Origin of the sequence: Streptomyces sp. DT2A-34 (assembly GCF_030499515.1) — a bacterium.
Taxonomy (GTDB): Bacteria; Actinomycetota; Actinomycetes; order Streptomycetales; family Streptomycetaceae; genus Streptomyces.
On sequence record NZ_JASTWJ010000001.1, the window covers coordinates 7,211,689 to 7,225,724 of the forward strand.

The 14,036-nt window shown below is 71.3% G+C and carries 12 protein-coding genes; 6 read left to right on the top strand and 6 right to left on the bottom strand.

The window, feature by feature from the left end:
- Nucleotides 1-39: 39 nt before the first annotated feature.
- From QQM39_RS32405 to QQM39_RS32415, 3 genes are all read left to right on the top strand, one after another.
- Nucleotides 40-2,346 carry a glycosyltransferase family 4 protein gene (locus QQM39_RS32405; protein ID WP_302001091.1) on the top strand — a complete coding sequence of 769 codons (2,307 nt, stop codon included), beginning with the start codon at nucleotides 40-42 and terminating at the stop codon, nucleotides 2,344-2,346.
- A 64-nt stretch (nucleotides 2,347-2,410) separates the two neighbouring features.
- A complete protein-coding gene (locus QQM39_RS32410; RefSeq protein ID WP_302001092.1) occupies nucleotides 2,411-3,178 on the top strand; it encodes a class I SAM-dependent methyltransferase in 768 nt (255 codons plus the stop codon).
- A complete protein-coding gene (locus QQM39_RS32415) occupies nucleotides 3,175-4,245 on the top strand; it encodes a prenyltransferase/squalene oxidase repeat-containing protein (RefSeq protein ID WP_302001093.1) in 1,071 nt (356 codons plus the stop codon). Before QQM39_RS32410 ends, QQM39_RS32415 begins: the two co-directional genes overlap by 4 nt.
- A gap of 19 nt (nucleotides 4,246-4,264) precedes the next feature.
- On the opposite strand, the gene QQM39_RS32420 is transcribed toward QQM39_RS32415, so the two are convergent.
- Nucleotides 4,265-4,558, bottom strand: coding sequence for a hypothetical protein (locus tag QQM39_RS32420; protein ID WP_302001094.1), 294 nt, complete (start codon nucleotides 4,556-4,558; stop codon nucleotides 4,265-4,267).
- Between the two features lie 184 nt (nucleotides 4,559-4,742).
- Between QQM39_RS32420 and QQM39_RS32425 the strand changes: the two genes are divergently transcribed.
- The 3 genes from QQM39_RS32425 to QQM39_RS32435 are packed head-to-tail and all read left to right on the top strand — an operon-like array spanning nucleotide 4,743 to nucleotide 8,237.
- Nucleotides 4,743-5,933: a hypothetical protein gene (locus QQM39_RS32425; RefSeq protein ID WP_302001095.1), complete on the top strand. Its 1,191-nt coding sequence runs from the start codon at nucleotides 4,743-4,745 to the stop codon at nucleotides 5,931-5,933.
- Nucleotides 5,930-7,507 carry a VWA domain-containing protein gene (locus QQM39_RS32430; protein ID WP_302001096.1) on the top strand — a complete coding sequence of 526 codons (1,578 nt, stop codon included), beginning with the start codon at nucleotides 5,930-5,932 and terminating at the stop codon, nucleotides 7,505-7,507. Before QQM39_RS32425 ends, QQM39_RS32430 begins: the two co-directional genes overlap by 4 nt.
- Nucleotides 7,494-8,237 (top strand): hypothetical protein, encoded by a 744-nt coding sequence (locus QQM39_RS32435; protein ID WP_302001097.1) that lies wholly within the window; start codon nucleotides 7,494-7,496, stop codon nucleotides 8,235-8,237. Before QQM39_RS32430 ends, QQM39_RS32435 begins: the two co-directional genes overlap by 14 nt.
- Nucleotides 8,238-8,258: 21 nt before the next feature.
- On the opposite strand, the gene QQM39_RS32440 is transcribed toward QQM39_RS32435, so the two are convergent.
- The 5 genes from QQM39_RS32440 to QQM39_RS32460 all read right to left on the bottom strand — a co-directional run bounded on the left by QQM39_RS32440 (nucleotide 8,259) and on the right by QQM39_RS32460 (nucleotide 13,909).
- Entirely contained in the window at nucleotides 8,259-9,269 is a 1,011-nt protein-coding gene (locus tag QQM39_RS32440; protein WP_302001098.1) for an LLM class F420-dependent oxidoreductase, read from the bottom strand.
- A gap of 136 nt (nucleotides 9,270-9,405) precedes the next feature.
- Nucleotides 9,406-10,194 (bottom strand): DUF5336 domain-containing protein, encoded by a 789-nt coding sequence (locus tag QQM39_RS32445; RefSeq protein ID WP_302001099.1) that lies wholly within the window; start codon nucleotides 10,192-10,194, stop codon nucleotides 9,406-9,408.
- Nucleotides 10,195-10,361: 167 nt separating this feature from the next.
- Complete coding sequence (locus QQM39_RS32450) at nucleotides 10,362-11,291, bottom strand: N-acetylmuramoyl-L-alanine amidase (protein ID WP_302001100.1); 930 nt, start codon at nucleotides 11,289-11,291, stop codon at nucleotides 10,362-10,364.
- An 86-nt stretch (nucleotides 11,292-11,377) separates the two neighbouring features.
- Complete coding sequence (locus QQM39_RS32455; protein ID WP_302001101.1) at nucleotides 11,378-12,028, bottom strand: class I SAM-dependent methyltransferase; 651 nt, start codon at nucleotides 12,026-12,028, stop codon at nucleotides 11,378-11,380.
- A 108-nt stretch (nucleotides 12,029-12,136) separates the two neighbouring features.
- Nucleotides 12,137-13,909: an MFS transporter gene (locus QQM39_RS32460; protein WP_302001102.1), complete on the bottom strand. Its 1,773-nt coding sequence runs from the start codon at nucleotides 13,907-13,909 to the stop codon at nucleotides 12,137-12,139.
- Nucleotides 13,910-14,036 lie beyond the last annotated feature (127 nt).

The following is a 14,036-nucleotide window of genomic DNA, read 5'->3' on the forward strand; positions in this document are numbered from 1 at the left end:
GGACATCGCAGGGAGAACGCAGGGAGAAGGGGGTCCGGAGTGACCGCTGAGGCCAGGGAGGCCGGGCCCGCGGAGGACCCTGCCGCTGACGGCGAGCGACCGCTCGACATCGCGCTTCTCACCTATAAAGGGAACCCGTTCTGCGGCGGCCAGGGTGTCTATGTACGGCACCTCTCCCGCGAGCTGGCCCGCCTCGGCCACCGCGTCGAGGTCATCGGCTCCCAGCCCTACCCCGTCCTCGACGAGGGCGCGGAGTACGCGGGCCGGCTGACCCTCACCGAGCTCCCCAGCCTCGACCTCTACCGCCAGCCCGACCCCTTCCGCACCCCGAAGCGCGACGAGTACCGCGACTGGATCGACGCGCTGGAAGTGGCGACCATGTGGACCGGCGGCTTCCCCGAGCCGCTGACCTTCTCGCTGCGCGCCCGCCGCCATCTGCGCGCCCGGCGAGGCGACTTCGACGTCGTACACGACAACCAGACGCTGGGATACGGGTTGCTGGGCGAGGTCGGCGCCCCGCTCGTCACCACCATCCACCACCCCATCACCGTGGACCGGCAGCTGGAGCTGGACGCGGCCGAGGGCTGGCAGCGGCGGATGTCGGTGCGCCGGTGGTACGCCTTCACCCGCATGCAGAAGCGGGTGGCGCGCCGCCTGCCCTCGGTGCTGACCGTGTCGGGTACGTCCCGCGCGGAGATCGTCGACCACCTCGGCGTACGGCAGGACCGTATCCACGTCGTGCACATCGGCGCGGACACCGACCTGTTCTCGCCGGACGCGTCGGTACGGCAGATCCCCGGCCGCATCGTGACCACGTCCAGCGCCGATGTCCCGCTGAAGGGCCTGGTCTTCCTCGTCGAGGCACTCGCCAAGGTCCGCACCGAGCACCCCGACGCCCACCTCGTCGTCGTCGGCAAGCGGCCCGAGGAGGGGCCCGTCGCGCAGGCCGTCGAGCGGTACGGCCTCGAAGGCGCCGTCGAGTTCGTCAAGGGCATCTCCGACGCGGAGCTCGTCGACCTGGTGCGCTCGGCGCAGGTGGCGTGTGTGCCGTCGCTGTACGAGGGCTTCTCCCTGCCGGCCGCCGAGGCCATGGCCACGGGGACGCCGCTGGTCGCCACGACCGGCGGCGCGATCCCGGAGGTGGCCGGGCGGGACGGCGAGACATGCCTGGCGGTGCCGCCGGGGGACCCCGGGGCGCTGGCCGCCGGCCTGGGCCGCCTGCTGGGGGACGCGGAACTGCGCGACCGCTTGGGCGCGGCCGGCCGAGAGCGGGTCCTACGGAACTTCACCTGGGCGAAGGCCGCCGAGGGCACGGTGGCCCGGTACCGCGAGGCCATAGCCCGCTCCGCGCGCCCGGATTCCGGCCGCTCCACGGCCCCGGCCTCCGGCCGCTCCACGGCCCCGGCCTCCAGCCGCTCCACGGCACCAGCGATGGCCCGCTCCGCGCGCCGGACCCCCGACCTCTCCGCGGCCTCGACAGCTGCCGCAGCGGCAAGGGTGGCCCGAGCCGCGACCAACGGCGAGCTCGCCCGCGTGGCGGAGGCGGCCGGGGCTGGTGAGTCTGCCCGCGTGGCGGAGGCGAGCGGGGCTGGTGAGTCCGTCCGCGGGACCGGGGCCGCGAAGAGCGGCGAGTCTGCCCGCGTGGCGGAGGCGGTCGGGGCTGGTGAGTCTGCCCGCGTGGCGGAGGCGACCATGGCTGGCGAGTCCGTCCGCGGGTCCCGAGCCGCGACCAACGGCGAGTCCGTCCGCGTGGCGGAGGCGGTCGGGGCTGGTGAGTCTGCCCGCGGGACCGAGGCCGCCAAGAACAGCGAGTCCGCCCAGCTGGCCGGGGCCGCGAAGAGCGGCGAGTCCGTCCGCGTGGCGGAGGCGGTCGGGGCTGGTGAGTCTGCCCGCGTGGCCGGGGCGACCATGGCTGGCGAGTCCGTCCGCGGGTCCGGGGCCGCGAAGAGCGGCGAGTCTGCCCGCGTGGCGGAGGCGGTCGGGGCCGGTGATTCCGCCCGCGTGGCGGAGGCGGTCGGGGCTGGTGAGTCTGCCCGCGTGGCGGAGGCGGTCGGGGCCGGTGATTCCGCCCGCGTGGCCGAGGTGGCCGGGGCTGGTGATTCCGCCCGCGGGACCGGGGCCGCGAAGAGCGGTGAGTCTGCCCGCGTGGCGGAGGCGGTTGGGGCTGGTGAGTCTGCCCGTGTGGCGGAGGCGACCATGGCTGGCGAGTCCGCCTGCGGGACCGGGGCCGCCAAGAACGGTGAGCCCGCCCGACTGGCCGAGGCCGCCAAGGCTGGCGAGTCCGCCCGTGTCACCGAGGCCGCCAGGGCCGGTGAGCCCGCCCGCGTCACCGAGGCCGCCCAGTGAGCGCCGTGCACACGACCATCGACCCCCGCCCCTCCGACAGTTCCGACCGCGAAAGCAGGCCCACGTGCTGACCGTCGACTTCTCCCGGTTCCCGCTCGCCCCGGGCGACCGCGTCCTGGACCTCGGCTGCGGTGCCGGCCGGCACGCGTTCGAGTGTTACCGGCGCGGCGCCCAGGTCGTGGCGCTGGACCAGAACGGTGAGGAGATCCGCGAGGTCGCGAAGTGGTTCGCGGCGATGAAGGAAGCGGGGGAGGCTCCGGAGGGGGCCACGGCCACCGCCATGGAGGGCGATGCCCTCGCGCTGCCCTTCCCCGACGAGTCCTTCGACGTCGTGATCATCTCCGAGGTCATGGAGCACATCCCGGACGACAAGGGCGTCCTCGCCGAGATGGTGCGGGTGCTCAAGCCCGGCGGCCGTATCGCCATCACCGTGCCCCGCTACGGCCCCGAGAAGGTCTGCTGGACGCTGTCCGACGCCTACCACGAGGTCGAGGGCGGCCACATCCGCATCTACAAGGCGGACGAACTGCTGGCGAAGATCCGCGAGGCCGGCCTGAAGCCGTACGGCACCCACCACGCGCACGCGCTGCACTCGCCCTACTGGTGGCTGAAGTGCGCGTTCGGCGTCGACAACGACAAGGCGCTGCCGGTGCGGGCGTACCACAAGCTGCTGGTCTGGGACATCATGAAGAAACCGCTGGCCACCCGGGTCGCCGAACAGGCGCTGAACCCGCTGATCGGCAAGAGCTTCGTGGCGTACGCGACCAAGCCGCACCTACCGCGTCTTTCCGAGAACTCCGAGAACTCCGAGAACGAGGCGGCCGCCAAGTGACGACCCCCCGGACAGAACACCTCGTCCTGCCCGGGGTCCTCACCGCCGAGGAGGCCGCCGCGACCGTCGCCGGCATCCTCGCGGTCCAGCGGGAGGACGGCGCGATCCCGTGGTTCCGCGGGCACCACCTCGACCCGTGGGACCACGTCGAGGCGGCGATGGCGCTGGACGCGGCCGGGGAGCACGCCGCCGCCGAGCGGGCGTACACCTGGCTGGCGACCCACCAGAACGAGGACGGCTCCTGGTACGCCGCCTACGCGGACGGCGCCCACGACGACGTCACCGACACCGGGCGCGAGACCAACTTCGTCGCCTACATAGCCGTAGGCGTCTGGCATCACTACCTCTCCACCGGCGACGACACGTTCCTGGACCGCATGTGGCCCTCCGTCTACGCGGCGATCGAGTTCGTCCTCCGGCTCCAGCAGCCGGGCGGGCAGATCGGCTGGCGGCGTGACGAGGACGGTACGGCGACGAAGGACGCCCTGCTCACCGGCTCGTCCTCGATCCACCACGCACTGCGGTGTGCGCTGGCCATCGCCGAGCAGCGGGAAGAGCCGCAGCCGGACTGGGAGTTGGCGGCGGGTGCCCTGCGGCACGCGATCCGTCGTCATCCGGAGCGGTTCCTGGACAAGGACCGCTACTCGATGGACTGGTACTACCCGGTGCTGGGCGGCGCGTTGACGGGCGCCGAGGCCAAGTCCCGTATGGAGGAGAGCTGGGAGCGTTTCGTCGTTCCCGGACTCGGGGTGCGGTGCGTCGTACCCAACCCGTGGGTGACGGGCGGGGAGTCCGCCGAACTCGCCCTGGCCCTGTGGGCGATGGGCGAGTCCGACCGGGCGCTGGACATCCTCCAGTCGATCCAGCATCTGCGGGATCCGGCGAGCGGGCTGTACTGGACCGGGTACGTCTTCGACGACGACGCCATCTGGCCGCGCGAGCTGACGACTTGGACCGCGGGGTCGCTGTTGCTGGCCGTCGCCGCGCTGGGTGGGCATGAGGCGACGTGCGCGGTGTTCGGCGGGGACCGCCTGCCGGCGGGGCTGGACCCGGATTGCTGCGCCTGAGGCCGGCGACGTAGGGGCGTCAGTGGCGGTGGACTCGATTGGCGATGGCGTGTCCGACGAACAAGTAGACCACCGCCGCCAGGCCGTAACCGGCCACGACCCTCGCCCACGCCTCGTCGAAGGTGAGCAGGTCGTACGACCAACCCGCCAGCCAGCGGGCCGCGTCATGGATGAACTGCACGAAGTCGTTCGCGCGGTTCGCGTCCAGCAGGTACATCAGGATCCACAGGCCCAGGATGAGGGCCATGATGTCGGCGACGATCGCTATGACCGTTCCGGCCTGGTTGGCACCGTTGCGATATCGAGGGGACATGCCCTCCGGGTAGCCCTGCAGGCGTGACTGAAACGCCGCCACCGCAAGCCGAACGGGACATGACGTTCAACTGGCGTTCCCCCCAAGGTCATTCGGTGGTAAACGTGATCACCGACGATCCTGCCCCAGCCACGGGGGGAGACCGCAGGTGCCCGCGAACAGACCCGTTACCGAAGAACCCCGCTTGGTCGTCACCAGACCCCCGCGCCGCCGTCTGCGCAGAGCGCTGGCGCTGGCGCTGCCCGTCCCCGTCATCGGCCTGGTCCTCCTCGTGGCCGGCGGGAACCTGCTGTTACCGCTGCGGCAGGTGGTCACCATCGAGGCGAAGATGGCCTCGAAGCGGGACTTCTTCCAGGACCCCGAGGTCGAGCGGCTCCTGATGAAGCACGGCTTCCGCGTGCACATCACCAGCATGGGCTCCCGCGAGATCGCCAACCAGGACTTCGAGGGATACGACGTCGTCTTCCCCTCCGGCCAGCCCGCCGCCGACCTCATCAGCCGCGAGCGCGCCGAGGCGAACCGCCCGGTGCTCCTGTACCGCCCGTTCGTCAGCCCCATCGTGCTGGCCACCTACCGGAACTACGCCGAGGCGCTCAGCGATCACGGCGTCGCCAAGCCGCAGCAGGGCCCGGACGGCGGGCCGCTGTACTACACCCTCGACATGACCGCCTTCGTGAAACTCACCCGCGAGGGCAAACGCTGGAACGACATCGGCATCGAACGGCACGGCGTCCACAACTCCAACAAGATCCTCGCCCAGACCTCCGACATCTGCGAGTCCAACTCCGCCGGCACCTACCTCGGCCTGGTCGCCTTCGTCGAGAACGAGAACGACGCCCCGAACGACGAGAGGGAGGCCGAGGCGGTCGCCCAGAAGATCAAGCCGCTCCTCGTCGAGCAGGGCCTGCCGGGCTCCGAGCGGGCGGAAACGTATCTGTCCCCCGACGGCCCGAGCATCGCCCCGATCTCGGTGATCTACGAGCACCAGTTCCTCGCCCACCAGATCCGCCACCAGGCCGAGAAGGGCAGCACGGACGCCGAACGCGTCCTGCTCTACCCGTCGACGCGCTTCGTCACCGAACCCCAGCTCGTCGCGCTGACCGGCGACGGCGCCCGGCTCGGCGAACTGGTCAGCGAGGATCCCGAACTCCAGCACCGCGCCATGGAACTGGGCTTCCGCGCCCGCAACACCAACGGCGGCACGAGCGGCGACACAGCCGGCGACGAACTCGTCGACTTCCTCACCGAACGGCACATCCCCGTGCCCACCACCTCCTCCAACGACACCCGGGCGGTCCTGCCCCAACTGCCCCTCCTGGAGCAGATGATCAAGACGGTCGGCGACTGCCCGGACCGCAAGGGCGACGTCGAGTGAGGCCCGGCGCACGCCGGTTGGCGCTCCGCCTCGTGCTCTCCCTGGCGCTCGTGACCGCCGTCCTCACCGCCTGCTCGGGCGACGACGCCGACGAGCCCGTCCGGCTGCGGGTGCTCGCGAGCCCCGACCTGGCCGTACTCACCCCACTCCTGGGCGAGTTGAAAGAGGAGACCGGCGTCGACCTCCGGCTGGACTTCCGGCCCGACGCCGAGACGAAGGCCCCGGACCGCGCCCGCTACGACCTCGCCTGGCTGTCCTCCGACCGCTATCTGCGGCTCACCGCCAAGAGCGCGGTACAGGGGTTGCAGCGCACGGCGACCATGACGTCCCCGGTGGTCATCGGCCTCGAACCGGACGTGGCGAGCAAGCTCCGCGCCGGGGTGCCCGGCGGTCGCCTCACCTGGGCGGACATCGCCGACGCCGCCGCGACCGGCACGGTCCGCTTCGGGATGGCGGACCCCCGGCGCTCCGCCAGCGGGCTCGCCGCCCTGGTCGGCGTCGCCACCGCCGCGGCCGGCACGGGCGGCGCACTGCGCCCCGAGGACGTCTCCTGCGACCGACTGCGCGGGTTCCGCTCCGGCCAGACCCTCACCGCGGACACGGGGCCCGCCCTCGTCGACTCGTACGCCGACCACCAGGACCGGGCCAACGCCCTCATCACCTACGAGTCCGACCTGCTCGCCCTCAACGCCACCGACCGCCTCGACGACCGGCTGGAGGTCGTCCGCCCAGAGGACGGCATGGTCCTCGCGGACTTCCCCCTACTGCTCCTCGACCCGTCCCGGCGCGCCGCCTACGCCGAGGTCACGGAGTGGCTCCAGCGCGACGCGACCCAGGGGAAGATCATGCGGAGCACCCTGCGCCGCCCGGTCAAAACGACGGTCACCCGCAACCCGCAGCTGCGCGAGCCGGTGGGCAACGCGCTCTACTACCCCGACCAACTCGCCGTCATAGAAGCCCTGTTGGCGGACTACGGCGACCCGGCCCGACGCACCGCCGACCAGGTCGTCTTCCTGCTCGACTTCTCGGGCTCGATGCGCGGTGACCGGATGGCGGCGTTGCGCAAGGCGTTCGCCGACCTGAGCGGCGCGGACCCCACGGCGTCCGGCAAGTTCACCCGCTTCTACCGGGGCGAACGGCTGACGGTGGTCCGTTTCGGCGGCCGCGTCCTGGAGGAGAAGACGGTGACTGTCACCGGCCCGAAGGACCTGAAGACCCTGGCGGACACGGTCGCCCGAGGCGGCTACGGCGACGCCACGGCCGTATGGTCCGCCCTCGACCACGGCTACCGCACCGCCGCCCGCGAACTGGCCACCGACCCGGACCGTTCCCTCTCCCTCGTCCTGATGACGGACGGCGAGAACAACGCGGGCCTCGCCTACGACGACTTCGTACGCCGCCACAAGGCGCTGCCCGCCGCCGTACGCACAAGCGTCCCCACCTACCCCGTCCACTTCGGCGAGGCCGACGCGGGCGAACTGCGGCGCGCGGCGGCGCAGACCGGCGGGCGGATGGTGGACGCCGCCGACTCGTCCCTTTCCGAGGCGTTCAAGGAGATCCGTGGCTGTCACTGACGCACTGTGGTGGAGCATGTGGTGGCCGTGGATGACGGTCTGGCTGGCGACGGCACTCGGTACGGCGGTCCTCGCGGTGGTCCTGGTACGCCAGTCCCGCGAGCGGCGCCGCCGGATGCGGCGGTGGCAGTCGGCGTACAGCATCTGCCTGTACCTGGACGAGCAGTCCGTGATGGACCTCTACGAGATCGGCAACTACCGGTCGGCGCTGGAGGAGGCCGTGGAGCTGCGGACGAAGGTCGACACGAGCGTCGGCCTCTGGACCCGCTTCCTGGCCTGGCTGTTCCGCGCCAAACGCGACGTCAGCCAGGAGACGTTCCGCAAGTTCGTCCGCAAGGACAAACCGATCAACGTCATCGGCATGCTCATCGACGCCTTCGAACGCGCCGACGTCATCGTCCACGCCGACCTGCCCACACTGACCGTCGTCCCCAACCGTGCCCTCGCCGACCGCCTCGGCGACGACCGTGAGGTACACCTGAGCCGCATAGGGGAGTTCGTCTCGGTGCGGGCGGAGTTCACCCGGGTCCCGGACGTGACGGAGGGCTTCGTCCTGCGCGCGGAATACGCCGACCAGCAACTCCCGGTCTGCGTCCGCGTCGTGGCCTCGGGCAACGCCCGCCGCTCCATCCCCGCCGGCACCTTCACGGCCCGCTGCCTGGGCAAGATGACGGGGTGGCGCGAGGACACAGGGGAGGCGACGTTGGAGGCGTTGGCGATCTTCTGGTGACGCCTTGGCCGGCGCGGCCGCTCACGTGTTGAGCTCGGCGAGCACCCGCAGGGAGTGCGGATCGGGCGCCAGCGCCAGCAGGTCGGTCACCGGCCCCTTCTGCCACAACTCCAGCCGCTCGGCGATGCGTTCACGAGGCCCGACGAGGGAGATCTCGTCGGCGAAGGCGTCGGGGACGGCCAGGACGGCCTTCTCGCGGCGGCCGTCCAGGAACAGCCGCTGAATTCGCCGGGCTTCCTCCTCGTACCCCATCCGTGCCATCAGGTCGGCGTGGAAGTTGCGGGCCGCGTGGCCCATGCCGCCGATGTAGAACCCGAGCATGACCTTGACCGGGAGGAGACCCTCGGAGACGTCGTCGCAGACCTGGACGTGGGCCATGGGGGCGACGAGGAAGCCCTGCGGGAGGTCGCGCACCGCGTCCCCGTAGACGTCGGTCCTGTTCGGCGACCAGTACAACGGCAGCCAGCCGTCGGCGATACGGATGGTCTGGGCGACGTTCTTCGGGCCCTCGGCACCGAGGAGGACGGGAAGGTCGGACCGGAGGGGGTGGGTGATCGACTTCAGAGCCTTACCGATACCGGTGGAGTCCGGACCGCGGTACGGATGGGAGTGAAAACGCCCGTCGAGCTCGACGGGTGCCTCGCGCCGCAGCACTTGCCGTACGACATCGACGTACTCGCGCGTGGCGGTCAGCGGTGAGGTGGGGAACGGCCGCCCGTACCACCCCTCCACCACCTGCGGCCCCGACAACCCGAGCCCGAGCATCATGCGCCCGCCGGAGAGGTGGTCGAGGGTGAGGGCATGCATGGCGGTGGCGGTGGGGGAGCGGGCGGCCATCTGGGCAACCGCCGTACCGAGCTTGATCCTTGAGGTCCGCGCGGCGACCCAGGTGAGCGGGGTGAAGGCGTCGGAGCCCCAGGATTCGGCGGTCCACACGGAGTCGTAGCCGAGCCGCTCGGCCTCCTGGGCGAGCGGTACGTGGTCCGCGGAGGGGCCGCGACCCCAGTAGCCGAGTGCGAGCCCGAGCCGCATGTCTGCCTCCTGACGGGTCCTGACAAGTTGCTGACGGTGTGTCAGCTCTGCGTGGAGGCTTGCGACTGTACGACGACGGCCCCTCACCGGGAAGGGTGAGGGGCCGTCGTACGGCTTGTCTTACGGCTACGAAGGCTCAGCCGCGCTGGATGCCCGACGTGTCCTGCAGCACGCCACGGCGCCCGTCCTGCGTCTGCGCGACCAGGGCCGGGCCGCGCTGCTCGACGGCCAGGTACCAGGTGCCCGGCGCGAGCTCGGCGATCGGGGTCGGCGAACCGTCCTCCGCGAACAGCGGCCGCGCCACGGGCACGGCGAACCAGAACGGCGAGAAGTCCGCGGCGGGCGTCGGCTGCTGCTGCGGCTGCTGGGCCTGCTGCGGCTGCCCACCGAACGGCTGCCCGGGCTGCGGCTGGCCACCGTAGGGCTGCTGCGGCTGCTGGGCGCCGGGGTAGCCGTAACCGCCGGGCGGCTGGGCGCCGTAGGGCTGGGGGGCGGCGGGGCGGGGGGCCGGGATGAGGGCGGCCTGGAGGGCGGGGACGAGGGGGGCGGCGACGGCGCCGGCGGCGAGGAGCAGGGCGGCGAGGAAGCCGAGGATCAGCCCGGCGGCGGCGCTGCCGCCCTCGGGAACGTCCACCAGCGTCCAGAAGAGGCTCCACGCGGTGAGAATCGTGAATGCCGCACCGACTGTTCCGAGGTCCAGCCCGGCGACCTTGCGCGGCTGGGGCAGGAGGCGGTTGACGACGATCAGGGCGCCACCGATGACCCCGCCCATGTAGATGCCGAGGCCGTCTCGGAGGTTGTCCCACGCGGTGATGTCAAGGTCGTACCCGGAGGCGGAGTAGAGCTGGAGGAACGACGCGATGAACAGCAACACCGCTGCTCCGATCACCACGCCGTCGCCTCGAGTGAGGGAGCGGATATTCACTTCAGGAGGTCCTTCGTCAGTCGTCTCAACATCGGCATCGCTGGAGGCGTCGCTGTCACCATGTCGCCGTCAGGCCCCGGTGTGAAGCGCGGGGGTGGCCCCTCATCGTAAGGACGACCTTATCGTCCGACCGACGAGGGTGTCCGCCGGGATCGGCCCGCCGATCACTACCCGCGCAGGAAACTCACAATCCCCTCAGAGATCCCTCGCGCCGCCTTCTGCCGCCAAGCGCCACTGGTGAGCAACGCCGCGTCCTTGCTATCGCGCATGTTGCCGCACTCGATGAACACCTTGGGAACCGTTGACAGATTGAGACCGCCAAGATCCTCACGCGTGACGAGTCCGGTGCCGTCGCCGACGTAGTTGGACGGTGCGCTGCCCGTCGCGCGGACGAAGGAGCCCGCGATGCGCTCGCCGAGGTCGCGGGAGGGGGTGACGATCGGGCCGGTGTTCGCGGCGCCTGCGTTCACCTTGGCCGGGAGGATGACGTGGAAGCCCCGTTGGCCGGCGCCCGCGCCGTCCGCGTGGAGGGAGACGACGGCGTCGGCGTGCGCTTTGTTGCCGATCTCGGCCCGCTCGTCGATGCAGGGGCCCCAGGAACGGTCGCCGTCCTGGGTGAACTTGACCGTGGCGCCCTGCTTCCGCAGCAGCGTGCGCAGGCGGTGGGCGACGTCCAGTGTGAATTCGGCCTCGGTGTAACCGTCGTTGGTGGACGTCCCCGTCGTATCGCATTCCTTCCAGTTCGTGCCGATGTTCACCTTGCGGTTGATTTCGGACGTGTGCTGGAAGTTGTTGGGGTTGTGGCCCGGGTCGATGACGACGACCTTGCCCTGGAGGGGGCCGGCGGCTGTGGAGTCGGTGGCGGGGGTCGGGCCCGGCGGCTTGTCGTCGCTCGTCCCGGAGATCGTCGGCGTGGTGGCCGACGGCCGTCCGGCCGCGGTGCCCGACGCATCTCCGTCGCCGGGGTCGCCCACCGCCTCGTACAACACCCAACCGAGCAGGGCTCCTGGCAGGAGGGCGGCGAGCGCGACGGTCAGGGCGCGGCGGCGGCTGCGGCGGGGCTGGGGAGGATCGAAGTCCGGACCTACGTACGACACGCCTGCCACCATACGGGCCGACCACACCCTGTGCCGGGAAGGCGCGGTCGAGCGGCGCCGTAGTTCAGGCCCCTGTCAGACGCCTTTCAGATTTCCGACCCCGTCCGCTTCAGGACCCGCAGCGAGTCCGTGACCGACACCTCCGTGAACGCCCCGGACTTCAGCGCCCGCAGGTATACGCGGTATGGCGCCTGGCCCGTGAACTCGTCCTCCGGGTCCGGGAACACGTCGTGGATGACGAGCAGGCCGCCCTCGGCGACATGCGGGGCCCAGCCCTCGTAGTCGGCGTTCGCGTGCTCGTCGGTGTGGCCGCCGTCGATGAAGACCAGGCCGAGGGGGGTGCCCCAGACCTTCGCCACCTGCGGGGAGCGGCCGACCAGGGCGACGACGTGCTCCTCAAGGTCCGCCTTGTGCAGCGTGCGGCGGAAGGTGGGCAGTGTGTCCATCAGGCCGATCTCGGGGTCGACCGTCTCCGGGTCGTGGTAGTCCCAGCCCGGCTGCTGCTCCTCGCTGCCGCGATGGTGGTCGACCGTGAGGGCCGTCACCCCGGCCTGGCGGGCGGCGTCGGCGAGGAGGATCGTGGAGCGGCCGCAGTACGTGCCGACCTCCAGTAGGGGGAGGCCGAGGAGCCCGGCCTCCAGCGCCGCCGCGTAGAGCGCGAGCCCCTCGCCCACGGGCATGAAGCCCTTCGCCGCCTCGAACGCGGCCAGAATCTTGGGCTTGGGGGCCGGGGGCATGGGGGTCCTTTCGGTCGTGCGTACGTCAGGGCGCCCATGCTGTCGTACCCCCTGACGCCGAAGCGACAGGGGGTACGCGTGGCGTGGATCTCAGGCCGTGCGTGGATCTCAGGCCGTGACCGTCTCCGCCGGCAGCGCCAGGTCCACGTCCACCGCGCTGTCGTCGCCCGCGTGCGTCGCCGACGAGGCGAGCGGGGCGTGGCCGTCGGCCCGGGCGGCCAGGACGTAGGAGCCCTGGGCGGGGACGGCGAGGGCGTAGCTGCCGTCCTGCTCGGAGAGCGTCGCGCCGGCCTGGCGGCCCCGGCGGTCGATCAGGGTCACTTTGGCGCGGGGGACGGGGGTGCCGCCGGCGTCCAGGACGCGGCCGCGGAAGCCGCGCAGGACCTGCTCGGCGCGCTCCAGGTTGGCGTCCTCCTCGCTGCTGGCGCGCAGCTGGGGGTGGGCGGCGGCCGGGCGCTGCTTAGGGAGGAAGAGGGCCAGGAGCAGGCCTACGGCGACCGCGGCGGTCGCGATCAGGAAGGAGATGCGGAAGCCGTGCATCGTCGGGATCTCGACGCCGCCGACGTTGTTCGCGGTGTTGGCCAGCACTATGCCGATGACGGCGCTCGACACGGACGTACCGATGGAGCGCATCAGGGTGTTGAGGCCGTTCGCCGCGCCCGTCTCCGAGGCCGGGACGGCGCCGACGATCAGGGCGGGGAGGGAGGAGTAGGCCAGGCCGATACCCGCGCCGAGGACAACCGAGATGACGAGGCTCTGCCAGGGGGCGCTCATCAGGCCGAGGCCGGCGCCGTAGCCGATGGCGATGATCAGCAGGCCGAGGATGAGGGTGACCTTGGGGCCGTACTTCGCGGAGAGGCGGGCGTAGACAGGGGCGGTGAACATCATCGTCAGGCCCAGCGGGGCAACCAGCAGGCCTGCCACGACCATCGACTGGCCGAGGCCGTAGCCCGTCTCCTTCGGGAGCTGGAGGAGCTGGGGGAGGACGAGCGAGACGACGTAGAAGGAGACCCCGACCATGATCGACGCGAGGTTGGTGAAGAGGACCGCCGGGCGGGCCGTGGTGCGCAGGTCGACGAGGGGGGCCTGGGTGCGCAGCTCGTAGACGCCCCAGAGGAGGAGGACGGCGGCCGACGCGGCGAACATGCCGAGCGTGCTGCCCGACGTCCAGCCCCAGTCGCTGCCCTTGGTGATCGGCAGGAGGAAGAGGACGAGGCCGGCGGAGAGGCCGAGTGCGCCGAGTGTGTCGAAGGAGCCTTCCGCGCGGACCTTGGACTCCGGTACGACGAGGAGGGTGAGGACGATGGCGAGGACACCGAGGCCGGCGGCGCCGTAGAAGAGGGCGTGCCAGTCTGCGTGCTGGGCGACCAGGGCCGCGGCGGGCAGCGCGAGTCCGCCGCCGACGCCGATCGAGGAGCTCATCAGGGCCATCGCCGAGCCGAGCCGTTCGCGGGGCAGCATGTCGCGCATGAGGCCGATGCCGAGCGGGATCGCGCCCATCGCGAAGCCCTGGAGGGTGCGTCCGGCGATCATGAGGAGGAGGGTGCTGGTGAACGCGCTGATCAGAGCGCCGGCCACCATCACCGCCAGGCTGGATATCAGCATGCGCCGCTTGCCGTAGAGGTCCCCGAGGCGGCCCATGATCGGGGTGGCGACGGCGCCCGAGAGCAGCGTCGAGGTCAGGACCCAGGTGGCGTTGCTGGGCGTGGTGTCCAGCAGCTGCGGCAGGTCCTTGATGACCGGGACGAGCAGGGTCTGCATCACCGCGACAACGATGCCCGCGAAGGCGAGGACCGGGACGAGGGCGCCGGAGGTGCGGGTGGTGCCAGTGGCGTCGGAGGTCGCTCTGCCGGTGGGCTGGTCGTTGGTCGTTTGTGTCATGTGAGGGATCAACCCGGTGTGCCTGGGCAACTATTCCGATGCTTTGGCCAGCTAACGATTTTTGACCTTTTCTTGGGCAACGGGCCAAGGGGCTTGGGAACGGGCCTGGACCTGGCCTGGACCCTCA

Bases quoted from the DNA above. Each gene is read 5' to 3' on its own strand.
- QQM39_RS32420 (WP_302001094.1), bottom strand. From the start codon at position 4,558: ATGTCCCCTCGATATCGCAACGGTGCCAACCAGGCCGGAACGGTCATA.
- QQM39_RS32440 (WP_302001098.1), bottom strand. From the start codon at position 9,269: ATGCGGCTCGGGCTCGCACTCGGCTACTGGGGTCGCGGCCCCTCCGCG.
- QQM39_RS32455 (WP_302001101.1), bottom strand. From the start codon at position 12,028: ATGCCCCCGGCCCCCAAGCCCAAGATTCTGGCCGCGTTCGAGGCGGCG.
- QQM39_RS32460 (WP_302001102.1), bottom strand. From the start codon at position 13,909: ATGACACAAACGACCAACGACCAGCCCACCGGCAGAGCGACCTCCGAC.